Origin of the sequence: Fictibacillus sp. 18YEL24, assembly GCF_015903855.1 — a bacterium.
GTDB lineage: Bacteria > Bacillota > Bacilli > Bacillales > Fictibacillaceae > Fictibacillus > Fictibacillus phosphorivorans_C.
This window is the reverse complement of the sequence record NZ_JACZDT010000011.1, coordinates 13,193-36,171: the sequence shown is the minus strand read 5'-3', so window position 1 is coordinate 36,171 and position 22,979 is coordinate 13,193. Positions and strand designations below refer to the sequence as shown.

General features: G+C 37.9%; 27 protein-coding genes. 5 read left to right on the top strand and 22 right to left on the bottom strand.

Annotation, left to right across the window (positions count from 1 at the left end; genetic code table 11):
- Positions 1 to 46 precede the first annotated feature (46 nt).
- A complete protein-coding gene (locus tag HU823_RS21020) occupies positions 47 to 949 on the bottom strand; it encodes a hypothetical protein (protein WP_197223275.1) in 903 nt (300 codons plus the stop codon).
- A 224-nt stretch (positions 950 to 1,173) separates the two neighbouring features.
- Here HU823_RS21020 and HU823_RS21015 point away from each other — a divergent pair, with 224 nt between their 5' ends.
- Positions 1,174 to 2,445 (top strand): helix-turn-helix domain-containing protein, encoded by a 1,272-nt coding sequence (locus HU823_RS21015; protein WP_197223274.1) that lies wholly within the window; start codon positions 1,174 to 1,176, stop codon positions 2,443 to 2,445.
- A gap of 159 nt (positions 2,446 to 2,604) precedes the next feature.
- On the opposite strand, the gene HU823_RS21010 is transcribed toward HU823_RS21015, so the two are convergent.
- Genes HU823_RS21010 through HU823_RS20995 form a run of 4 tightly spaced genes read right to left on the bottom strand, consistent with a single transcriptional unit; the run spans position 2,605 to position 4,505 of the window.
- Positions 2,605 to 2,943 carry a L,D-transpeptidase gene (locus HU823_RS21010; protein WP_370630160.1) on the bottom strand — a complete coding sequence of 113 codons (339 nt, stop codon included), beginning with the start codon at positions 2,941 to 2,943 and terminating at the stop codon, positions 2,605 to 2,607.
- A 44-nt stretch (positions 2,944 to 2,987) separates the two neighbouring features.
- Positions 2,988 to 3,485, bottom strand: a complete 498-nt coding sequence (locus tag HU823_RS21005; protein WP_197223273.1) for a DNA-3-methyladenine glycosylase I — start codon at positions 3,483 to 3,485, stop codon at positions 2,988 to 2,990.
- A gap of 52 nt (positions 3,486 to 3,537) precedes the next feature.
- Positions 3,538 to 4,095, bottom strand: a complete 558-nt coding sequence (gene lepB, locus HU823_RS21000; RefSeq protein WP_137792112.1) for a signal peptidase I — start codon at positions 4,093 to 4,095, stop codon at positions 3,538 to 3,540.
- A gap of 8 nt (positions 4,096 to 4,103) precedes the next feature.
- Positions 4,104 to 4,505, bottom strand: a complete 402-nt coding sequence (locus tag HU823_RS20995) for a VOC family protein (RefSeq protein ID WP_144704709.1) — start codon at positions 4,503 to 4,505, stop codon at positions 4,104 to 4,106.
- Positions 4,506 to 4,617: 112 nt separating this feature from the next.
- Here HU823_RS20995 and HU823_RS20990 point away from each other — a divergent pair, with 112 nt between their 5' ends.
- A complete protein-coding gene (locus tag HU823_RS20990; RefSeq protein WP_197223272.1) occupies positions 4,618 to 6,453 on the top strand; it encodes an LTA synthase family protein in 1,836 nt (611 codons plus the stop codon).
- Positions 6,454 to 6,500: 47 nt separating this feature from the next.
- On the opposite strand, the gene HU823_RS20985 is transcribed toward HU823_RS20990, so the two are convergent.
- Complete coding sequence (locus tag HU823_RS20985; protein WP_197223271.1) at positions 6,501 to 6,677, bottom strand: hypothetical protein; 177 nt, start codon at positions 6,675 to 6,677, stop codon at positions 6,501 to 6,503.
- Positions 6,678 to 6,752: 75 nt separating this feature from the next.
- Here HU823_RS20985 and HU823_RS20980 point away from each other — a divergent pair, with 75 nt between their 5' ends.
- Positions 6,753 to 7,499 (top strand): metallophosphoesterase family protein, encoded by a 747-nt coding sequence (locus HU823_RS20980; RefSeq protein WP_197223270.1) that lies wholly within the window; start codon positions 6,753 to 6,755, stop codon positions 7,497 to 7,499.
- 60 nt (positions 7,500 to 7,559) lie between these two features.
- Here the strand turns inward: HU823_RS20980 and HU823_RS20975 are convergent, their stop codons facing one another.
- The 11 genes from HU823_RS20975 to HU823_RS20925 form a co-directional block, all read right to left on the bottom strand.
- A complete protein-coding gene (locus tag HU823_RS20975; RefSeq protein ID WP_197223269.1) occupies positions 7,560 to 8,015 on the bottom strand; it encodes a VOC family protein in 456 nt (151 codons plus the stop codon).
- Between the two features lie 67 nt (positions 8,016 to 8,082).
- Entirely contained in the window at positions 8,083 to 8,433 is a 351-nt protein-coding gene (locus HU823_RS20970; protein ID WP_197223268.1) for a VOC family protein, read from the bottom strand.
- A gap of 13 nt (positions 8,434 to 8,446) precedes the next feature.
- Entirely contained in the window at positions 8,447 to 9,472 is a 1,026-nt protein-coding gene (locus HU823_RS20965) for an S-adenosylmethionine:tRNA ribosyltransferase-isomerase (RefSeq protein ID WP_197223267.1), read from the bottom strand.
- Entirely contained in the window at positions 9,472 to 10,197 is a 726-nt protein-coding gene (locus HU823_RS20960) for an SDR family NAD(P)-dependent oxidoreductase (RefSeq protein WP_197223266.1), read from the bottom strand. Before HU823_RS20960 ends, HU823_RS20965 begins: the two co-directional genes overlap by 1 nt.
- A 162-nt stretch (positions 10,198 to 10,359) precedes the next feature.
- Positions 10,360 to 11,325, bottom strand: coding sequence for a UV DNA damage repair endonuclease UvsE (gene uvsE, locus HU823_RS20955; RefSeq protein ID WP_197223265.1), 966 nt, complete (start codon positions 11,323 to 11,325; stop codon positions 10,360 to 10,362).
- Positions 11,326 to 11,465: 140 nt separating this feature from the next.
- On the bottom strand, positions 11,466 to 11,924 hold the full coding sequence (locus tag HU823_RS20950) for a C40 family peptidase (RefSeq protein WP_231607592.1): 459 nt from the start codon (positions 11,922 to 11,924) through the stop codon (positions 11,466 to 11,468).
- A gap of 123 nt (positions 11,925 to 12,047) precedes the next feature.
- On the bottom strand, positions 12,048 to 13,211 hold the full coding sequence (locus HU823_RS20945; protein ID WP_197223264.1) for a GerMN domain-containing protein: 1,164 nt from the start codon (positions 13,209 to 13,211) through the stop codon (positions 12,048 to 12,050).
- Positions 13,198 to 13,743, bottom strand: coding sequence for an RNA polymerase sigma factor SigX (locus tag HU823_RS20940; RefSeq protein ID WP_066390760.1), 546 nt, complete (start codon positions 13,741 to 13,743; stop codon positions 13,198 to 13,200). The genes HU823_RS20945 and HU823_RS20940 overlap by 14 nt, the downstream gene beginning before the upstream one ends.
- Positions 13,744 to 14,137: 394 nt before the next feature.
- Positions 14,138 to 14,749, bottom strand: coding sequence for a TetR/AcrR family transcriptional regulator (locus HU823_RS20935; RefSeq protein WP_197223263.1), 612 nt, complete (start codon positions 14,747 to 14,749; stop codon positions 14,138 to 14,140).
- A 48-nt stretch (positions 14,750 to 14,797) separates the two neighbouring features.
- Positions 14,798 to 15,715: a GNAT family N-acetyltransferase gene (locus HU823_RS20930; RefSeq protein ID WP_197223262.1), complete on the bottom strand. Its 918-nt coding sequence runs from the start codon at positions 15,713 to 15,715 to the stop codon at positions 14,798 to 14,800.
- Between the two features lie 173 nt (positions 15,716 to 15,888).
- Entirely contained in the window at positions 15,889 to 16,191 is a 303-nt protein-coding gene (locus tag HU823_RS20925) for a hypothetical protein (RefSeq protein ID WP_197223261.1), read from the bottom strand.
- A 111-nt stretch (positions 16,192 to 16,302) separates the two neighbouring features.
- Here HU823_RS20925 and HU823_RS20920 point away from each other — a divergent pair, with 111 nt between their 5' ends.
- Positions 16,303 to 18,684, top strand: coding sequence for a transglycosylase domain-containing protein (locus tag HU823_RS20920; protein ID WP_197223260.1), 2,382 nt, complete (start codon positions 16,303 to 16,305; stop codon positions 18,682 to 18,684).
- 30 nt (positions 18,685 to 18,714) lie between these two features.
- On the opposite strand, the gene HU823_RS20915 is transcribed toward HU823_RS20920, so the two are convergent.
- Complete coding sequence (locus HU823_RS20915) at positions 18,715 to 19,584, bottom strand: metal-dependent hydrolase (protein ID WP_197223259.1); 870 nt, start codon at positions 19,582 to 19,584, stop codon at positions 18,715 to 18,717.
- Between the two features lie 133 nt (positions 19,585 to 19,717).
- A complete protein-coding gene (locus HU823_RS20910; RefSeq protein WP_197223258.1) occupies positions 19,718 to 20,206 on the bottom strand; it encodes a DinB family protein in 489 nt (162 codons plus the stop codon).
- Positions 20,207 to 20,334: 128 nt separating this feature from the next.
- On the opposite strand from HU823_RS20910, the gene HU823_RS20905 reads away from it, so the two are divergent.
- Positions 20,335 to 20,511, top strand: coding sequence for a YjcZ family sporulation protein (locus tag HU823_RS20905; RefSeq protein ID WP_144704659.1), 177 nt, complete (start codon positions 20,335 to 20,337; stop codon positions 20,509 to 20,511).
- Between the two features lie 61 nt (positions 20,512 to 20,572).
- On the opposite strand, the gene HU823_RS20900 is transcribed toward HU823_RS20905, so the two are convergent.
- From HU823_RS20900 to HU823_RS20890, 3 genes are read right to left on the bottom strand one after another with little or no spacing between them, the layout of a single operon-like run.
- The gene (locus tag HU823_RS20900; RefSeq protein WP_197223257.1) at positions 20,573 to 21,577 is read right to left on the bottom strand and encodes an ABC transporter permease; all 1,005 of its coding nucleotides are present in this window, start codon (positions 21,575 to 21,577) and stop codon (positions 20,573 to 20,575) included.
- Positions 21,574 to 22,428: an ABC transporter permease subunit gene (locus tag HU823_RS20895; RefSeq protein ID WP_197223256.1), complete on the bottom strand. Its 855-nt coding sequence runs from the start codon at positions 22,426 to 22,428 to the stop codon at positions 21,574 to 21,576. The genes HU823_RS20900 and HU823_RS20895 overlap by 4 nt, the downstream gene beginning before the upstream one ends.
- A 9-nt stretch (positions 22,429 to 22,437) precedes the next feature.
- Entirely contained in the window at positions 22,438 to 22,932 is a 495-nt protein-coding gene (locus tag HU823_RS20890) for a hypothetical protein (protein WP_197223255.1), read from the bottom strand.
- Between the last annotated feature and the right edge of the window lie 47 nt (positions 22,933 to 22,979).

Below are 22,979 nucleotides of genomic sequence, written 5' to 3'. Positions count from 1 at the left end.
GATAATCACAGGACTTTTCTACAATTATATGACTTTAAATTTCCAACTATATGACTTGAGTTTGATCGGCTACTTTTTGAGTATTTACGATTCGGCATTTACAATGGTCCCAAGTATAGAGCGTCTTGCTGTTTTGCTCTAACAAAGAAAGAGAATCATCCGTACATTCTACGATCTTTGAATGAGGAATATCATGCTCCTTTTGTTCACCAGTCTTCATATCAATGTATACGATTCGTTCGCTCTTTCCCGTTGCAAGATCCAATTCATAGACTAATAGCTGGTCATCTACTTGGTAAAGAGCACGAGGAGAAATGGATAGCTTGTATTCTGTAACCACTTTATCTTTGTCATTCAACACCATGATTTTCTTTGGATCTCCGTTAAGAACTGGCGCACCTGACACGTATACAAGATCTTCATGACATAAAATATCAGTAGGTGCCATGTTGCTTCCTAAATTTATGCGCTTTTTCTTACCGTTACGGATGATGTAGAGAACCGCCTGATCTTCTTCAACAATATAAGAAGAAATATAGAGAACATCTTGGTTCATCTCTACTTCCCAAAGGAACCCATTCACTTTCCACTCTTTAACTAACTCTGGGCCATCTTTAGAAAAGATTAAAACTGAGCCTTTTGAACCATCACCCTCACAAGCGACTACAACACTCGATTCGAATTCGTAAAAATTGGGTTGTCCCTTAATAACTTGAGATTTCAAGCAGCCGTTTTTATGGTCAAAGATGAAGAGCTTGTGGTCTCTTGACTGATCATCTACCTTTTTGGAGAACCAGTAATTCTTCTGTTTGTCCATGAATACTTCGGAGTAGGCAAAAGCGCCTTCCTCATTTCTTACTATACTTCCGGCCACTTCAGGATCACGTGAGACATACAGCGATTGATTTTTCTCTGCAGTTCGTGATGATAATTGATACATTTTAGCCATAGTACTCTCTCCCTTCAAATTTGACGCCGGCTCCGTGCTGACATAGGATTTATGTAAAACGTTCTTTTCAAAATTATCAATTTCTAGCAAAAACTTTGTATTTTCTGTTATATTTATCTTATCAGACATTCCATTTATTCTGTATTGGGAAAAATAGTAGGATAGATACTTGTTTAGTGGGGGTTCTGCATGACAATTTTCCCAAGTTCTGAAAGGGGGATTTTATGGTCGGTCAACGAATAAGATATTATAGAAAAACCAAAGGCCTAACCCAGGAAGAACTGGCACAGGGAATTTGCTCTGTTTCCTACTTGAGCAAGATTGAGAAAGGGGACGCCAAATCAAGCGAAGAAGTCATTAACCTGCTTTGCGAACGTCTAGGTATTTCGCCTGAGGAAGCTGATAACAATGAGATACTTGAGATGTTAAATGAATGGAATATGATGATGGTTAATCGTAGGTTTGAAGAAGCTACAGAATACTATCCTGCTCTCCACGAGAAAATGAAAAAAGTTTCTAATCCTGAAATTCTTATTCGCTTTGACTTATTTTTAACACGATACTACTTAGTAACAGATCAACTTAATGAAGCCCAAGAAAAATTGAACTCTTTAAATCAAATTCAAGAACAATTTTCATCTGAACTAGAATTTTACTTTTTCCAAGTCACAGCAATGTATAACTTCTTTTTAAATAAATATAATGAAGCTCTCGATAGTATTAAAAAATGTGAGGCATTGTTTAGGAAAGTTAATATTAAAGAGAGCGAAGAGGCCGTACTTTATTACCAGATAGCTCTTTATTATGGTCAACTATACCGGATTACTCTAGTAAATTATTATGCTTACAAAGCCATTTCAATTTTCGATAAAGAATATAATTATAGTAGAAGTGCCGATTGTCATATTTTGCTAGCCATAAATAATAGACGTGTGCGTAATTATGAACAGGCAGAATATCATTTAAATCATGCATTAAAATATTCAAAGGCATTTAATGACAAATCTACTACTGCAATTATTTTTCACAACTTAGGATATGTGTCTTCATGCAAAAAAGAGTCTAAAAAAGCTATAGATTATATATTAAAAAGTTATAAATTAAAGCAAGAATTAAATGATATTAATATACAGGTAATCTCTACAATATACTTAGCGGCAAAAGAATATTTTAATATTCAAGATTATTCTAAGTCCTTAGATTGGATAAATAAGGGATATGACATTATTAAAAATGATGCCATTGTTAATAATGAGTATTTCTATCATATGAAAATTTTGGAACTTCAAATTCATTATGCTAATAATAATTCATCTAAAGACTTAGAAGAATTTTTATCTAAGGAAGCTATACCTTTTTTCGACAAATTAAACACAACTGAATATTTAGCAGCTAATGCAGAATTATTAGCAGATCTTTATTTTGATCAAGGACAATACAAAAAGGCAAGTCATTATTATAGGATATCTAATAATGCAAGGAAGCATATATTATAAGGAGGTGAACGGTTTGAAAAAATTAATCTTAGGGCTTGTTCTTATTGGTGCAATTGCTTTTACAAGTACTTCATTAGTAGAGGCTAATGATCAACTTCCAAGTGTAAAGAGTATTTCTTTCGCAAAATAATAAAAGAGCTCAAGTATGAGCTCTTTTTTTCATGCCCTAATAACCACCTTCGTCCCAATAGGCACAATCTTCGATAATTCTAAAACATGATTATTATGCATTCGCACACATCCTTTGGATACGTTTTTTCCGATGGATGATGGTGTATCTGTGCCATGTATCCCGTAATGCGGACGTGAGAGTCCCATCCACATGACTCCAAACGGTCCGCCTGGATTTGGTGCTTTATTAATTATCGTATAGGTTCCGGTCGGTGTAGGTGTTAGCATTTTCCCGACACCTATTGGATATCGTTTGATTACTTTCCCATCTTTTACGAGGGCAAGTCTTTTTCGTGTTGTTGAAATATAGATCTCATAAGGCATCATCATACCTCCCGCTTTAGCTTATGCAGGACAAATATGAAATGACTCTATTTCGATGCCTTAAAGCATTGTTCACTATGTGAGGCTTGTATTCGGCCAGTAGCTTCTAAAAAGCTTTCTGCCGTTGTTAAACCGACGTGCTTAAATGTCTTTTTCAGCACTTTCTGCTTTTCCACTGTTTCATATGGCAGTTGCTTTAAAAACTCTTCGAAGCTACCAAACTCTTTTACAAGTTCGTGGACTCTCTTTGCGTTTTCAATCGTCGCTTCAATCTTTTTTCTATGCCTAACAATCCCAGAATCCTCTAGTAAACCTTCAACCTCTTTTTCACCAAACTGCATGACCTTTTCTATCTCAAACTGTGAAAACGCATTTCTAAAGTTCTCCCTTTTATGAAGAATGGTCTTCCAGCTTAAACCAGATTGAAATAGTTCTAGTGTTAAACACTCGAACAATGCATTGTCTCCCGCTACATACTGACCCCATTCGTTATCATGATACTGTTGCAGCATCTCACTTTCTTCACTCCACTTGCATCGGTTCATCTCACATACTCCTTTTTAAAAAAATAAAAAGCGCAGCCGGGCTGCACTTTTGTTATTGTGTTGCACGCATTTCTGAAAATGGATAGATGACGACTTCTGAACGACCCTCAATTGCTTTCGTTTCAATTAAACCTAGTCCGTTTCGTGAATCCATACTATTCAGACGGTTATCACCCATTACGAAAACTTTTCCTTTTGGGACTTTAAGTGGTCCAAAGTCTTCTGTTAGATACACCCCCAAGCTTTTCGCTTCCGATTTATTTTCCTGTAGATAAGATTCCTTCACTTTTTTATTATTAACATAGAGGTCGTCACTCTTCATTTGAATGATGTCCCCTTCTAAACCTATCACTCGTTTTACATACCGCTTATCGTCACCTTTAATGATGACGATATCGCCTTTTTGTGGCTCGGAAAACGCATAAACAATTTTATTAACATACAGCTTTTCTTGATCATGAAGAGTAGGTGACATAGATGCACCTTCTACCATATATGGAGCAAAGAAATAGGCTTTTGTGATGAATACAAAGACTAAAGCGAAGCCAATCGCCTTTAGCCAGCTTACCCATTCATTTTTTTGCTTTGTTTCTTTTTCTTGTTCTATCATATCTTCATTCACCTCGGCGCAACGATTTCAATTTTTAATCGATCTGGATCTTCAAAGAATAAAGCATAATGATTTTTTCCACCTGCAAAAGGAAACTTATCCTCATACAAAAAGGAAATATTTTTCTTCTTCAATTGTACACGAAGGTGCTCTATTTGCGCACGTGATTTAGCCCAAAAGGCCAGGTGATTAAGTCCTGAACGCTTTCGGTGAAAAGGTATATCATTATATATTTCTTCTGTTTGTACAAAAACAAGATACGAAGACTCCATTTTGTAGCTAAAACCTTTTTCCCACTCTTGAAAAAGAGAAAAGCCTAACTCCGGCAGCAGCCATTCATAAAACATCTTCGTTTTCCCTAGATTTTGTACGTTCATTTCGATATGATGCAAGCCTTGTGGTGATGTCATGATTTCTCCTATTTACCCTCTACTTAAAAAAAGGTACTCTATCACTTTTAATCTTTCGTGAAATAGCCTACAATGGTAAAGATTTCCGTCTCACTACAGGAGGGTTATACCTATGAACGCTAAAACAAAACACGCAGCAATCTTCCTGGCTATTTCTTTGCTTTGGTTGAAAACATATATTGTTTATAAAGTTTCATTTACGCTGCCTATCGATCATTTCCTGCAAGAAATTTTATTATTTTTAAATCCATTAAGTTTTCTCGTACTATATTTTTGTTTAGCTAACTTTGCTTCACCTGCTAAAAGAAGACGAATCATCTTATGGCTTTCCTTAATTTATAGCTTTATCTTGTATGCGAACGTCGTCTATTATCGATTCTTTACCGATTTCCTTACGATTCCGGTATTGTTTCAAACAAAGAATGTTGGTGATATCGGAAACAGTGTTTATGAACTGATCTATTTCACAGACATTTTCTTTTTTGTTGATCTGTTTCTGTTAGCTTATCTATTAAAACAGACGAGATGGAAGTCTGATCATCTATTAAGACCAGTGGACCGGAGAAAATTATTTTTATACGGTATTGCTATTTTATCTGTTCATTTAATCCTTGCAGAAATAAACCGGCCGCAACTTTTAACTCGTACATTTGATAGAGAAATTCTTGTGAAGAGCTTAGGAACCTTCAATTATCATCTGTACGACATCATGCTCCAATCAAAGTCTTCTATGCAAAAAGCACTAGCAAGCAATATGGATGCAGAGGAAATTCTTCAGAATGTGAAAAAAGAAACCGTTAATAACCCTGAGCTCTATGGAATTGCCAAAGGAAAAAACTTAATCATGGTCTCTCTCGAATCTACTCAAAATTTTGTACTGAATTATGAAATTAACGGTGAAGAAGTGACACCTTTCTTAAACGAACTTGCTAAATCCAGCTATTATTTTAATAACTTCTATCATCAAACAGGTCAGGGAAAGACATCAGATTCTGAGTTTTTGATTGATAATTCCTTATATCCACTGCCAAGGGGTGCTGTTTTTCAAACCCATCCATTGAACGAATACAACGCGATGCCTGAAATTTTAAAATCAAACGGCTACTATTCAGCAGTTTTTCACGGGAACAATAAAAGCTTTTGGAACCGGGATGTTATTTATAAGACAATGGGCTATGACAAGTTTTATAGTGAGGAATACTATAACGTTACAGACGAAAACTCGATAAACTATGGCCTCAAAGATATACCCTTCTTTGAGCAATCCATGCCATATCTAAAGAAGCTTCCTCAGCCTTTTTATGCTCGATTTATTACCTTGACGAACCATCATCCTTATTTGATCAATGAAAAAGAACAGTGGATTGAGCCTTACCCTGTAGAAGATGGAACGGTTAGCCGTTATTTTACAACCGTTCGCTACGCGGACGAAGCATTGAGCCAGTTTTTTGAAGAACTGAATAGCTCGGGATTATATGAGAATTCAGTGGTAGTCGTATATGGAGACCATTACGGGATATCAGAACGGCATCAAGAAGCGATGGCCGATGTATTGAGCAAAGCGACACTCACTGCCTACAATCAAGTAGAACTGCAGCAAGTACCCTTATTCATTCACGTCCCAGGAAAAAAAGGCAAGCAGATTGATACGGTCGGTGGACAGATTGATCTAAAGCCTACGCTGCTACACTTGCTTGGTATTGAATCAAAGGATGACGTTCATTTTGGAACGGATCTATTTTCAAAAGAACATCATGAATTAACCGTTCTCCGCAACGGCTCGTTCGTAACAGACGACTATATTTATACAAATGAAACGTGTTATGTAAAACCTTTCGGAGCACCTGTAGAAGAGGAAAAATGTAAGCCTTATATCGAACAGGCAAAAGAGGAACTCGATCAGTCAGATCGAATCATCTATGGTGATTTGCTGCGATTTTTAAAATAATTTTAGCCCCTTTGTGAGGGGCTATGTTTTTTTGTGTCTATAATGATTCATTTAAATCCTTCTTTTACTTCTTTTGATATTCTAATTATAGAGCTAAGCCCTAGGATTAAACATGAAATAAAAAATATGCTGCTCCACTCACCTATGAAGATTAAGAAAAAAATGCTTACCAAAGCAGCTAAAATAATCATACAATCTAAAATAAAACCAAGCTTCACACTCATATCTTTAACCTCCTAGTCTTTTGCAAAGAAGCAGCTTTATTTTATTATAAAAGATAATTTGTTGAAGGTGGAAATATGTTGAAACCTCTTTTTGCTTATTTTACAGATATTCATGGTAATTTGGATGCACTTCAAGCTGTTATTGATGACGCTACACGTATAGGAATCTCTCGTTTTATTAGCGGCGGTGACATGATTGGAATCGGTCCGTTTACAAACGAGGTGCTTGAACGGTTATGTAACCTGCCGTCTATTATGATGGTTACGGGAAATCATGATGAATCGATTTTGGCGTTAAAATATGGTCTGCCTCACCCGAAGAGTCACAGACATGCAAAGCAACATCATCAATGGATTGCTGACCAGCTAACAGATACTTATGCTCATATATTGAGCACGCTTCCCCGAGAGCTAATAGTTGAAGAAGATGGTTTCCGTTTTCTGTTCACACACTATCCCTTCAAGGAAGGAAAAAAAGAATCTCCAATAGTTGAAGATCCTTTTATGCCAATTATTAGTGAACCGGATTCTTTAGCGATGAAAGAGCTTTTTAAGGGCTCACTTACCTATGATTTTATAGGATTTGGACATCATCATATCCTTCATGACTATAAGATAAATCAAACTTATTTAGTGAATCCAGGTGCACTAGGATGTAATAAAGTTGCCGAAGCTCGATATGCCATCATCTATATCACTGATGAAAAGGATCTTAAGATTGAATTTAAATCTGTAGCCTACGACCAAACAAATCTGTTTAAGGCTTATAGAGAGCTTGAAATTCCAGATGGTCCGTTTTTAATGAGAGCTTTTCATAGTTAGAATATAGCCCTTAACTTTGCTTCTCACTTTATTACTGTGCATCTTTGTAGTAGAAATCATTTATTTTGTTTTATTCCATTCATCTAATGTCATCATATTAAATTCTTCTTTGGCATCCAGTCTTAAAGGAGCAATTAATTCGATGCTATTTCCGTCTGGATCTTTAAAATAAATGGCTGCGTGAGCATGTGGGTTATTTGGTAATACTAATGGTTGTTTTTCTGGTGGATATCCAAAATTTGTAGAGACTTCTATAGCCCGTTCTTCTAACCATTCCTTAATACCTAACATACTATTTTTATCAACTTGAAAAGCGATATGCCTTAACGATGGGTGATAGGGTGTTTTAACCTTTTCCGTTTCCCATAATCCCAACCAACTTCTTCCTTTCTCAATCCAGAAAAACACTAAATTTTCTTGTTGATAAGCGATCTCTAAATCTAGTTTCTTATAAAAGTCTATAGACGTTTTAAGATTACTTACCGGTAAATGTGCTTCATATAGTCCTTTAATCATTTCATTACTCCTATTAACTTATCTATATATTATCTTCTAATCTTTTTTGGGATGAAAAACTAGAGATTTAAGGTTTAGTCGTTTGTATAAATTCAATCTCTTCTCCGTCTGGGCCATCATAAAAAACAGTTCTCCAACCGTTTGGAAGGTCATATGGTCCTTCTTCTAAAAAGATCTCCTTACAAGATAGTTCCTTTATTTTTTCCGTCACAGAAGTCACGCTGAATGCAATATGACTGCGTGCCACGTGACTTCCTGAATTAGGCATCAATTCAAGCTTGTATCCTTCTCCTACTAAAAAAACGAGCTCTGTATCGTTCCACATGAAACTTTCTTTCTTTTCAATAGGAAGAATCTTTTCATAGAATTCACACGACGTTTTCATATTACTTACATACAGCCCGATATGATGCAGCATCTTATTCACCTACTTACAGAATTAGATTCATATCGCCAAACTCGTGCCAGAGGTAGCGCTTTTGAATAGCATCATTGTAAGCTTTATATAACTTGGATCGGTCTACGAATGCAGAAAGCAGTTGCAGATGACTCGCCTCCGGTTCATGCATCCCTGTAATCAACCCATCACATACGGCCAGTTTCGTATTTTCAGTAATATATAGATTCGTCCACCCACTATCTGCATGGACCATTCCGTTATGCTGTGCCACTGTCTCTAGCGTCCTTACAACTGTTGTACCAACTGCGATCACGCGACCTCCATTGTTTTTCGTTTCAGAAATGAGGTCAGCCGTTTCATTCGGTATATGATAATTTTCAAAGTTTTTGTCCGGTCCTTTATGCCACTTATCATCCAGCAAATAACTTAGACCCGTATGAAGCGTAATATAAGCGATCCTAACTCCTTTTTTCTGAAGCCGAAACAGAAGCTCCCAACTGAACGCCCTTCCAGCAGAGGGCATCTCAACAGATCCTGGAATGGTTGCAAAAACCGTTTGATAGTAATCCAAATTCCAAGGCTTCTGAATGTATTCGTATCTGACAGGCTCTCCTAAATCATAGATTTGGTTAAACAGCGAAGAGCAGCATAGATTAAATGCTAATGATACAAAAGGTGTATCTTCTGACTGTTCTATAATAGTAGCCGTTAATGTCGGCGAAAAACGGATGATATCACCCTTCTTTACAGTTCCGCTAACAGGAAGTGCTTCCCAAGTCGATTCATTCTTTCTATGAGCCAGTCGGATCTCTACCTTAGTGCCATCTGCTTCTATACGACTCTTTAAAACGGCTGGAACTGTTCGGCTCGCGTTAAGTACAAGCAAGTCACCTTTTTTCAAGTACCTATCTAGTTGATAGAACTGAGTGTGATTGGTCATTCCAGTGTCTTTATGAAGCACCATCATTTTTACATAATCTCTGCGTAATCCTCTGCGTTCTGGTGGTTCTTTTGCGTTTAGTTCATCTGGAACCTCAAATTTCATCGCTGTTTCCATTAGAACTCACTCCCCTCAAGCTGAAACGTCTGTGCTTCAAATCGCTTTCCTGTAATGAGTGAGGATGCATCTGATGCCAAGTATCCAAAAACTGCCGTCAGATCCTCAGGTTTTGAAAGCTCATAATCACAGTCTGGTACAGCACGTGCATGCATGTCTGTATCCATCTCGCCAGGATCAACCATGTTCACACGTACACCAGAATCACTTACTTCATCTGCCCACGTTTCTGTTAGCCCTTCCAGTGCAAATTTTGAGATGCCATAAGCTCCCCAACCCGCATACCCAGTTGCACCCGCCTCTGATGTGATATTAATGATGCTTCCTTGTTGTTTTTGAAGCATGATCGGTAAGACTCTTCTTGTGACTAAGAATGGTCCGATCGTATTAACACGAAGAACTTCTTCAAAATCTTGTTCAGGATAATCAAGCAAATAAGGAATTGGGCTAGGACCAATGATGGATGCGTTGTTGATCAACACATCTATTGCTCCAAAATGCTCTTCTGTCAGTGCTACGAATCGTTCTACATCTTTTGACTTTGACATATCTGCTTCTATCGCGAGAACGTCTGCTCCAAGCTGAACCGCTTCATTCTCCACACTTTGAAGGGCACCTTCGTTTCTTGCACATATCGCCAAGTTATATCCTTCCCGGGCAAAATATAGGGAAAGCGCTTTACCTAAACCTTTTGAAGCTCCAGTGATCATGATTACTTTTTTCATTACGTGTTCCTCCTGAATTTATATTTTATACTTTTTATACATTTATGTTTACTAAGTATTTTTATTATAGTGACACTTCTTTTCTTTCGTCAATGATAAAGTTTACAAATTTTTCGACAAATTTCCCGGAAAATAAAAAAAACCTCTGCGATAGCAAAGGTTTTACTTAAGGCGAAAAGATGCTCCGTCTATTATTTCAACGTCGTTCCTCTCTTTTATTTCCCTCATAAGCTGAAAAAGAGCTAAATCTTTTTTCTTCGATTCGATCATACAATCTATTCTCTCCACACTACCTTTTACTTCTTTTAAAAAATCAAAAAACATATTAACATCCACATAGTCTGCATGATTTCTAAATTGTTTCTCGCTCTTTGGGCTCGAGATATGCATCTTCAATGGCAGCGGAGATGTTTTCCATGACTCTACTACTCGTGGCCAGTGCTGTATCCAGTTCTCGTCATGATGGTATGCAAGGTGATGGTGATAATCGAACACAAGGGGAATCTGCAGCTTTTCACAAAGGTACAGAGCATCCGCCATTGTAAAAGATGTATCATCGTTCTCAAGCATGATCATTCTTTGGATTGATAACGGAACGCTTCCCCAATTCTGTACGAATCGCTCCAGTGCTACATCGGTTTCTTTATAGTTTCCACCTACATGCATCACGCAACGATGCTCTGTATCCATTCCCATGCTTTTGAGTATTTTGTAGTGCAGCTGTAGCGTCTTTAGAGAGTTTTTAAGAATCTCTTTTTTCGGAGAATTTATTAGTACAAAATGGTCCGGGTGAAAGTCTAGCCTCATTTTATGTTGTTTTGCATATTGTCCCATCTCATGGAGTGCATCATGCAAAGGACTAATATAATCCCAGTCTAAGAGCTCACTATGATTAGCTAGTGGAATGATTCTGGATGTCATTCGATAAAACCGTACATCGTTAGCCACGGCATGCTTTAACACTCGAAGCGTATTGGTTATATTGGCAAGCGATATGCGCTCAAGTTTCCTCAAACCCGCTTCTCTATTCTGCAGCTGACTGAATTGTTTATAGGTCATCGTTTTGGATGGAGAAGCATTTTTTAATTCCATGCTCATTGCCACAAAACCAAGCTTAATTATGGTCATCTGTCACACCTCATTTTCATCATTAACAGTATGACCCTATTACTTTTATTTTTAACCAATAGGCTGAATAGGTGTTAAATTGATTTCTTCTGAACTACAAAAAAACTGCCCTCAACGCTGAGGACAGTTCGAATATTTATTCAGGGTAAATATCTTTTCGAACCTACATACGTTCCCTTCCAGTACTTAGAATCAAGTGATTGTATTCGTACTCCTTTTGAAGTAGCGGCAATGAACTCTCTATTTCCCATATAGATGCCTACAAAAGAAACACTTTTACCATTTGTTTTAAAGAATACGAGATCACCTAGTTTTTCTTTTCCTTTTAAAACAGGTGTGCCGCCTTTATACTGCTCAGCAGATGTTCTTGGCAGACTTTTGTTTACAACTGTTGTTTTGAATATATATGTGGTAAACCCTGATGCATCAAACCCTTTTGGTGTTGTGCCACCCCATTTAAACGGAGCTCCTTTGTAGAGTTTTGCTGTTTCTGTTACTTCTTGATCATAAGATGGAGATGCTTTTGCAGCAGATACACCGCCTAAAATGAATAGAGCTGCGAGTCCTAATGAAACTACTGCGACGAGTAAACGTTTCATGTTTAACATCCTCTCTTTAATGAACTCTTTCACTCTATTAGTCGAATATTACACAACGAAAGTTACCCGCTTTCCATAGAAAAAAGACTGCAAATTGCAGCCTTTTTCGACATTCATTTTTTACTATTGATAGAAGTTTGCTCCGGTCACTCCTTCAATCTCTTCACTAAGCTTATAAGGACCGATTGAATCTATTTTCGTATTGTTAAACTTTACAGACTCAAACCCGTAGCTTTCAGCTGTTAATAGAATCGCGTCGATCATCATCAGATCTTCTGTATCATCAGCAGATAATTTTATAGAATCAGGAAAGGTTATCTCTACGTCATCCTTGTTTATTACTTTCACACCTAGTACTGTGTTTTTTGGTAACAGCGGTTTAAGGCCACGCTCTTGCTCATCATCCATCATCTCAAGAGCATCTTCAAACTCCTTTGGCATCGATTTCGTGTCTATCCCCGTTGCATACAGACTTACGATAAATGCATCTGTTGATGGGGCGTCATAACGAAAATGAGGAGCACCAGGAACTTTAAGATCCCACTCAGATACTGTTCCATAACGCTGGAATTCGTAGCCTTTGTCACCATTCATACGCAGTTCGACTTTCGCCTTCTGATCCTCGTTAGCAAAAGTCATCGTGATTAAAGCCTGAAGCAGAGGTTCTTCGGCTCCATCAATAGATCCTGCTGGCAGATCAACAATCACCGTCTCTTCTTCCTCGGTAATTTTCGCCTTTTCTAGTGGACTATCCGCTAATCCAACATCTTTAGGATTAAATGCTTTAAGTTCTTTATTCACTTTACTAACGTAAAAGTCTTGATCAGTTAAGAAACTAACAGGTATGACAAGTTGTGCTTGATCATCCAAATAACCTACAGTCACCCAGTCTTTGTTCATCGCTTTCAAGTTCTTTTCTAGATAAGGCGCATGATACGCAACAGATGGTTCAGCTTTCATGATTCCAGCAGAGTTTTGATCTTTATCCGCTGAGTCATCTAACGATTTTTCTTCCCTCTTATCCGATTGCTCAGCAACTTTGGAGTTCTCCATCTGTATCCCGTTCTTCATTAGATCTGGAGCGAAGACACCAAATATGACAAGCGCGCATGCTGTAGCGAGTGCCGGTATACTCCATGAAGGAAGGCGTTTACCTTTATTATCCTTATAATTAATATTTGCCTGAACCTTTAAGAAAAGATCCTGCTTAGATCGACGGTCTCTTATTGGGGGCAAATGCTTAAGATGCTCTTCAATTTTTTCATCATTCCACTTAATTGGTTCCATCTTTCAATTCCTCCTCCAGGCCCGGTTGCTGATCCAGCCATTTGCGCAATTCTTTTATAGCCCGGTGCTGGGTGGTCTTTACTTTACTTTCGGTCCAACTTAGTATTTGCGCAGTTTCTGAGATCGATAATGATTGAATGTACCGAAGTACAAGCACTTGCTGCTGATCGAGTGAACAACGTTTCATCATTGTATATAAATCTCGGTAAGACTCTTTTTTTGCAACTAATTCTTCTGGAAGGGGATCTCCATCACGCAATACACTTTCACTTTCTTTTATATCAAAGAATAGGAACCGTTTGTTGCGTCTGGATTGTTTTCTAAGCCAGTCAATGGCCACGTGCCTGGCAATGGAATACAACCATGTTTTCTCTGAACTCTTGCCTTCGAAACTCTCGTATGCGTTTAATACCCGGATATATACTTCTTGAACAAGATCTTCTGCCGATTCGCGATTTCGTACCATATAGAAGATAAATTGAAATAACGCAGTATGATACTCATCGTACAATCGGTCGAACGTTTCCTTCACTTCGGATGGCCCCCTATCTCTATGTATTTATGTAGTCGAATTTACTTATAAAAAGTTACATTACAAATATGTTACTTCTAAGTCTACTCTTTTTTATATCATATCGATAGGACCATTTGGTCGATAATTCCCAACAAAAGTGGAACTTCTTAGACAAAACTAGCCAGTAAATATGTCTTGGGCAGGATAGATACTGTTTAGTTTAAGAATGCTGACTTAGCATCGATACCATAGCCGGGTATTACGGATGTGGTTGGAAGAATTTTTTGAATAACTCCATATACATTGAAATTTTTTCTGCAAGTTTAGTGCACAAATCTGCGAGACTACTTATTTAAAAAAGTAGACACACGCAGTATAAAAAAAAGACACCAAAAAAACTGGTGTCTCCTCTTTATTTTGTAATTACATAGCTCAAAAACATTTCTTCAATGGTATCCCAGGCTATCCGGTATTGCTCTTCTTCTCCTAAAAAAGAATAATGAAGCACGTTACCATCACGAAGAGCCCAAAAGATTCGTGAAATGTTTTGCGGATCTAACTCTTTTTTGATTTCTCCCAATTCCTGGCCCTCTATAATAATCTTCACGATATATTCGATAAATCGATTATATCGCGCTGCAAGAATAGTTCGTAGATCATCTTGTCGTGATCCATAGAGCCAGAATTCAATATATACACGCATCGTCTGCTGATCATCTTCTTTTAACTCTTGTTTTTTCCAACGTTTAAATAGATTTTCAAGCTTTCTGCTTGCACTTGTAAGAGAAGCGTTCTCTTGTTCCATATCTTCGAAAAATTCATCTGTTCTTTTCTTTAACAGCTGAAGATAGATTTCTTCTTTACTAGCAAAATAGTTATAGATGGCACCTTTACTGATGTTCGAATCTTTAACGATGTCGTCTATAATCGTAGCTTGGTATCCCTTTTCACTAAAGCATTTTAAGGCGCTCTCAAGAATGTGGTTGCGTTTCTCTTCTTTATACTCAGCTGAAACTTTAGGCATGATGCTTCCTCCATTTATGACACGTCTTCTTTAAGTATAACAGAGTTTTCAGTCTATTTCGGAAAAAGTTTTCACCGGCCGAGACACGTTAGTCTGTTCGATTACCCGTTCCATATGAACTTGTTCAACATACGTTGTAAATCCTGTTTCGCGTAACAGTTGGTTTAGATAATCCTCTTTTTTAGGTATGTTAATCGTTATCCTTTTTACAGATTCCTCAGCTGGGGCGAATACGATTTTTACTAATTCTCTCACCGTCTCCTCTTGGAATTCATTCTGTTCGTCAGTTACACATTGATAGAGTAGAATTGTGGATAGCTTCCCTGTTTCATTATAAACTTTTTTATACACAGCATATCCGAGTGGAATTTCGTCTTTCATTCCTACCACACAAATACAGTCTCTTAAACTCTGAAATTGCGTCTGCCATGCGGTACTAGGTTTAAAAAAGGGTAATCGTTGTATATCAAATAGAGATACTTCTTTGATCTGTATTTCTGAACTTGCACTGTTCCAAGCAGTAATGACCCCTTCATGCTGAAGATACGTCAGTTCTTCAAACGTCTCATAACCCATGCTTTTATATAGTTGAATAGCAGTTTCATTTTCTTTTACCGCTTCGAGTCTTGCGATTTCAACATTCTCTTCTGCATATATGTTTAAGCAGACGGATATGAGTTTCTTGCCAACACCCATTCCTCTATAATCTGGAGCGATTGCGGTTCCACCGTTCCATCCGTATCGTTTGCCGTTAATCGTTCGAAAACCGTTCAGTACAAACCCTGCCAATTTGCCATCGTAAACAGCCACGACCGACTTTTCTAATGAAATTCCTTCACCTGCAATCTTTTGTATGAATCGATTAAGATCCATGGTCATATCAGAGAAATAATGCTTCCACGATTCGTTCCATAACGAAATCGCTTCATTAAAGGTTAATTCACTAAATCGTTTAATGACTAACACTACAATCACTCCTCAATCTTCTTTTTTAAAACGACTGGTCGTTTTATTAAATTTTATATAAAAAAGAAATGTATGACCAACATAATCGTTCGACAAAATCAGAATTCCTTTTCCGAAATTAAAAAACTGATATCCAAAGAAAAATTCCCCTTAGATATCAGCTTTTCACACATTTATGATCTCTCATTATTAAATAACATCTTAAAATGCTCATAATACTCTTCAACTTTTTGATCTTCTTGCTTTAAATAATCGTTTAATTGTTGTTCTGATGACAATTGAAGAGCCTTCTCTCCAAATTCACTCATATCATCTAGTACACCAGAAGTTTTCTCTCCGATCTCAACATCTTCTTTTAATAGTTGAGCAACTTCCGTTAATTTATTGAGCTGTTCTTCACTTAACCTTTTGTTTTGATGAATATCTTCCAACATGGAGTAAATAATCTGAGCTCTTTCTTTCGTCTGTGTTTTCATAGAATCACTCCTCTAGTTTAACTTTCCCCCATCCAGTCTCTTTATAAACTGTTTTATATTTACAAGTATTGGGTAAATCAGATGTAGTAACTTAAAGAAAGGAAGAGTGCTATGGCGAAAAGGTCTGTACTTCGTCAGAAAAGAAAACGATCACTTTGGATTCGGCGAACAGCTATTATTACTCTCATTCTTTTCTTATCCAGCGTGACATTTGGAGGGGCCATGATCTATGCATACGTGAATGGAACTCCGAAGCTTACAGCTGACGACCTGAAGGATCCTCAATCATCGATGATCTATGATATGAACGATGAGTTCATCACATATGTAACAGGCTCTGAACGACGAGAATATGTGAAGATCGATGATATACCAGAACTCGTCCAACAAGCATTTATCTCTACAGAAGACGTTCGATTTAAAGATCACATGGGAATAGATGTGAAGCGTATAGTCGGAGCCGCGGTTGCAAATGTACAAGATGGATTCGGTGCTGAAGGGGCAAGTACGATTACACAGCAGGTTGTAAAAAACTCTGTTCTATCGTCAGACAAAACACTCGAACGAAAAGTGCAAGAAGCTTACCTTGCTATTCAATTAGAACAGAAGTACTCAAAAGATCAGATCTTAGAGATGTACCTGAACAAAATCTACTTTGGCAGCGGAGCATATGGTGTTGCGACTGCTTCAAAAACCTATTTTAATAAGCCTTTAAAAGATCTATCGCCCGCAGAAGCGGCTCTTTTAGCTGGTCTGCCTCAAAGGCCGAGCAGTTATGACCCTTTCCTTCACCCTAAAGTGGCAGAAGAAAGACGAAACACCGTAATGCAGCTCATGTACAAGAATGGTGCAATTACTAAACAGCAAAAGGAAGAAGCTCTCCGTACTTCCGTAACGGAATCTCTCTCAAAAGAAAAAACGAAGCGATTAAAGTATGATGCTTTTATTCAGCAAGTGATTAAGGAATTAAAAGAAAAAGGAGTTTCTGAGAGAGCGATTTATGAAGGCGGATTAAAAATTTACACAACACTTGATCCAAAAGCTCAAGCACATACCGAAAAAGTGCTATCTACTGAAGAATATGTGAACTATCCAAATGACAAATTCAAGGCCGGTGTCGCGCTGCTCGATACAAAGACTGGTGTGATTCGAGCATTAGGCGGGAATCGAACAAGCGGTGAGCAAAACGTTGAGAAAGGATTTAACTATGCGACTGATATAACACGCCAGCCCGGTTCGACCATCAAACCAATCTTAGATTATGGTCCAGCCATAGAAAAGTTTAAATGGTCTACGTATAAACAGATTAAAGATGAAGAGTTAGAGATCGACGGTTGGGAAGCCGGAAACTGGGATGATGAATTTCATGGAGATGTTTCCATGAGAGAAGCACTCGTTCATTCCTACAATATTCCTGCGATCAAAACTTTTATGGAAGTTGGCTCTGAAGATGCTGTAAGCTTTGCCAAACAGTTAGGTATTCCTATTAAGAACGCTCATCCTGCCTATGCCATTGGAGGATTTGGTAAAGGCCCATCACCGCTTGAACTAGCAGGGGCTTACACGGCATTCGGAAATCAAGGTGTCTATCATAAACCAACCACGCTTCGTAGTGTAAAATATCCGGATGGCTATGAAACGAAGTACGAATCCAAACCTGTTGCAGCCATGCATGATTACACAGCTTATATGATTACAGATATGCTTAAAGATGTTGTTAAACGCGGAACAGGAACGCTAGCCGCTATCCCCGGGTTAGAGGTTGCAGGAAAAACAGGAACGACTAACATGCCAGAAGGTCTTGACCATATTGAGAAGGGCTCTAGTGATTCTTGGTTCGCAGGTTATACAACAAATTACACAGCCGCTGTGTGGACAGGTTATGACAAAACAACAGCAGAGAGCTACCTAACACCTGAAGACCAAAGAATAGCGAAATACATTTTCAAGTCTATCGTCTCTGAAGTGTCAAAAGAGAAAAAGACTGCTGGATTTTCTAAGCCAAAATCTGTTGAAGAAGTATACGTCAATAAAGATACTGGTTATGTAACGAAAGATGAAAACGGTTCTAATGTGACGAAAGAGCTCATCGTAAAAGGGACATCGCTTAAAGAGATGACTGCTCCGGTTAAAACAAAGAAAGCCGATAAGAACGAACAGACGAAGACAAACAAAAAAGAAGATAAAGAAATGAAGGATGATAAAAAGAAAGATTCAGATAAGGTTAAAGAAGAAGAGAAAAAGAATGAAGACGAAATACAAACAGAGCCTCCTTCAACAAAGCCAGAGGATGAGGCTGATCCTCCACCACCACAAGATGACAACCCGGATGATCCTGATACAAAACCTGAACCTGAGGATCCACCGACAGTACCAGATCCACCTCCAACAGAACCGCCACCGACTGAGCCACCACCAGCGGACGGTGGTCAAGGTACGGGAGCAGGAGCAGGAGCAGGAGCTGGAACATCTGGAACAACAACTACACCATAATCAAAAAAGTAACCCGCTTAAATTAGCGGGTTACTTTTCTATGAACTCATACAAAAAGGACTCTCCATTACGATAAAAACGAGGATCATAGATCCCTAGTTTCTCCTCTTCTTCAACCACCACAACAAACGGAGACCAATCATAAAGTGTTTTTGCTTTTGGATTCTCTTCAAAAAGTGGCTCTAGATCAGCTTCATCACTGGAAACCAATACATGCTCTACCTCAGGCTCAATAAAAATACTGTCTTTTACAATTTCTACTTCACTATCTTTTTTTCCGATCACTTGAAACTGGGTAGGAACAAAGCCTGCCGCTAATGCTACCTCATCATACTTTTCTTTTGCTTCGTTATAGATGACATAGCCTTGGATGGATTGTATCGCAACATGTGCAACCATCAAGATCCATACCACACGGAAAACTTTAAAACGATCTGATGGTTCTTTTTTTCTTGAAACGATAAAACCAGCGAGCATCAAGAACCAATATACAAAATCAACAATGGGAATCGTACCAAATGTGACTCGATAGCTTGAGAAAGGCTCGAGATATCCTGTTCCCCACGTGTTAAAGAGATCACTCGTATTATGAATAAACACGGCTAAGAGCGCCCAGTAGAAAAGCCTTCGATCTTTCACCTTAAATAAAAGCCTGCTAAGAAGATAGATGATAATGCCCCAAACAGGAACGAGGAAAAAAGAATGTGTTAATCCTCTATGCCACATCTGCTGCATGATGCGGCCCGTTTCCGTAAGGTTTACGACCACATCAATATCAGGAATCTGACTGCCGACCACTGTAGTAAACAATAAAGCCCTCTTGTGGGACTTGTCCATATTCATTTTATTCGCAGCGCCATACAATGTTAAACCAAACAAGGTGTGAGTTACTGTATCCATAAGTCCTCTTTCATTCTTTTTTTCTTTTATGTTAACGAAAAAAAGAACTTCTGTCTTGATAGAAGCTCTTTGCAAGGTTTCCATTATTTCCTAAGATAATTTCCGGGGAAATTCGACTTTATTTCCTACTAGTCTACACTTCTTGTTTGAACAGCTCTATCCCTTTGTACAAGAGGAATTTCTCAATCTGCTGTTTATGATGATCGTCGTGACCAACCATTCCCTTGATATATTCACATAATATAATCCAGGAATCTCCCATCTGAATTTTCTCTTCCCAAATCGTATTCGGCAGTTCTTGGAGCTTTCTAGATAAGACGAGTCTACATTCATTTACTTCATCAATCATAGCATTCTTGGTGATACCCGATTTTGCTTCATAAGATGCATTTTTATTTATTTTTTCTACATCCCCTATTTTAGGTGGTATGTTAGATTTCTTTAAAAAATAAGAAAACCTTTCATCCCAAACGAATACATCCCATGCTTTAATATGTGCAATGATTTCACCTGTAGACCACTTACCTTCTTGAATAGGCTCTAACCAATATTCTTCAGGCATTCGTTTTAGTTCCTGAAGCCAATTTACTAAACTGCTATATTGCATAATCACTTCACTCATTAGCATGTCCTCCTAGCATTCCAAGAAACTTTTTCAATTTCATTAGGATTTTGTCCATGTCACTCCTTCTTCTGGGACATACACTAAGATGAAAGCATAAGGCACAAGAAAGAAGGAGGACTTACAGCATGTTTGGAAAAAGACAGAAACAACAACGTAACTGGGGCTATCCAGGTTACGGATATGGTTGCTACACCCCATGCAGCGGTTACGGATATGGCGGCTACGGCGGAGGAGGCGGCGCTTTCGCTTTAATTGTCGTGCTATTTATCCTTCTCATCATCATCGGTGCGTCGTGGAGATAGTAGTTCGTTAAAAGGCAAGAGTCCATACTCTTGTCTTTTTTCTTTTTAGTCATGTGTACAATCAACCTGTCTTCTTTTCTGATAGAAATACGAATGATTCTTTTTCAACCAATTTGATTCTTGTTTTTCGTTCACTCTTACTCTTCACCTTTTTTGGGAGAGGCAGCTTATTGGCTGATTGTTTGATGCCCTCTGCCATAAAATTAAATGCTAATATAACAGCGGCAAAACTGAACACAGGAAAGAACACAAGCCATGGTGCTAAACGAAGTTGATAATAATACCCTCCTATCAGTCCTGACCATTCGTTCGAGTCTGATGCTGGTATTTCATATTCGTTTGTAAATTCTCTCATTGTTGTTCCTCCAAAAAATACGCCTAATATTCCAAGGTGAGCCAACAAGAGGAGGACGGCAATCACTTGTTGTACATAGATCAGCAACAGCTTTGACCATAGATGGGGCAATATGTGTTTTGATAGTATTCTTAATCTTGAACCCCCCATTAATTTAGCACTTGTAATAAACTCTTCTTTTTCAATCAGGTTGATCTCTTCTTTTATTAGAATAGACGTGTTCGGAATAGCGATAGCTATGATCAGCAGCATTTCAAAAAATGCTTTTTCCCAAAATGTGAAGTTTTCTAATTGTATAATCGGTCCCACAACAAAAAAGATAAGAAGCGCTGACGGGATGTAATAGAACGATTGAGATAATCCTTTTATAAACGGCATCACTCTTCCCGCTCTCCATAACAGAAACGACCCGATGAATGATAGACCCACCCTAAGCAAGCTGACGGCTAGCGCAATACAAATCGTATATTTGGCACCAGATATAATTTGAGAGAACAGATCAGCTCCCATCCGGTCACTGCCAAACCAGTAATAACTGGACGGTTCAAAAGGCGCCTTTTCTTTTGGCATTCCCTCTTCATCATATATATACTGTTCTTCATATATTTCATTATTAAGCACGATTTGATGATAGAAGCTAGCAATCAGAAGACCAAACACAAACAAGAATCCTACAATAAAGAAAGGATCTTTCCATATATTTTTAATCATTTTTCACCAACCCATTTAAACGTGATCACTCGTAACAATGTGAAAAAAAGAAACATCGGAACAAATAGCAGCAGCATGGAAATCGTAAAGACTGCCGGATTCCCACTAGTCCTGATCAGTGATGTAATGCCATAAATATTAAACAGGAATTCGATCATCAGCAGGTTGGATAGCATAAACCATAATATGTTTCGTGATTGGTGAAATACGCTTAGCAATGTATTGGGCAGGACATGGCGCCATAAGATACGAAAGCGTCCCATCCCTTTACTTCTTGCTGTATCTACATAAAGCTTTCCGTACTCTTCTTCTATGTTTAATAATAGAATCCGCAAAATAAGAAAGGTCGGCAAAATGGTTAAGCATAAAATCGGGACGAAATACGTCTTCTGATCATACAGAGATACAATCTGAAATAATAAGATGTTTGTTTTCTTAAAAAACCATACGATAAAGAATTGGATACCAATCGCGATTAATACATCTGGGATGGATTCAAAAATAAAGGAAAATACTCTTATTCTATTTTTCAAACCAGACGGAAGCATGAAAATGAATAGAGCAAATAATAATGCTACGATAATCGCTATAAAGAATGCAGCAAACAAAATGGTAACCGAGTAGCCATAGATTCCCCACATGCTTGGAAAGAGCGGGTATGGACCACTTTCTGCAAAGTACATGATCTCTTCTGTGTTCAGCATGACTCTAAACATTTCAGTTATTCCATCCAAATAACCGCTCGTGTTGAATGTCATCCCACTGAACATATAGGGAACAGACCCTAGCATAATAATTCCAATGATAGACAGAATCATGGAGAGGAAACTATCTTTTAAAATATATGGCATGATATACCCCTATTCCTTACTTTTATAGTCCGCTTTTGCTAGGTTAAAATCTCTTGGACTAAATGGGGTGACTAATAGTGTAGAAACTTCTGTTGTGCATCCATCTACCATCAAGTTTTGATTGGAATCCAAAATATAGCTACATTCAATCTCACCAGTTGGCATACCGAATGCCTTGTTGTTGTTCGTGAAAATCGTTTTATCTTTATTCACATAGTGCAATTCACTTGTTGTCGATTCACCATTTTTAGTAAAAACCGTTATCTGCAGCTTGCTTTCTTTGTCTGCTTTTACATCATCTAAAAAGGCGAACATCGGAACTAGATGCTCGGTTTTGGTTGCACCAGTAATTATCTCTATTTCTTTTTCAGATAGATTTTGAATGACCACATGATCTTTTTTAATCGCATCTTTAATCGTGAACTTAGATTCCTTTTCAGCTTCTTTCTCAGAACAGCCCGTTAGTAGAACCCCTGCAATAAATAAAGCACCCCATTTTTTCAAGCTGTAATCCCCCTTTTATTTAGCGCATATTCTTACTTTTTAAGATA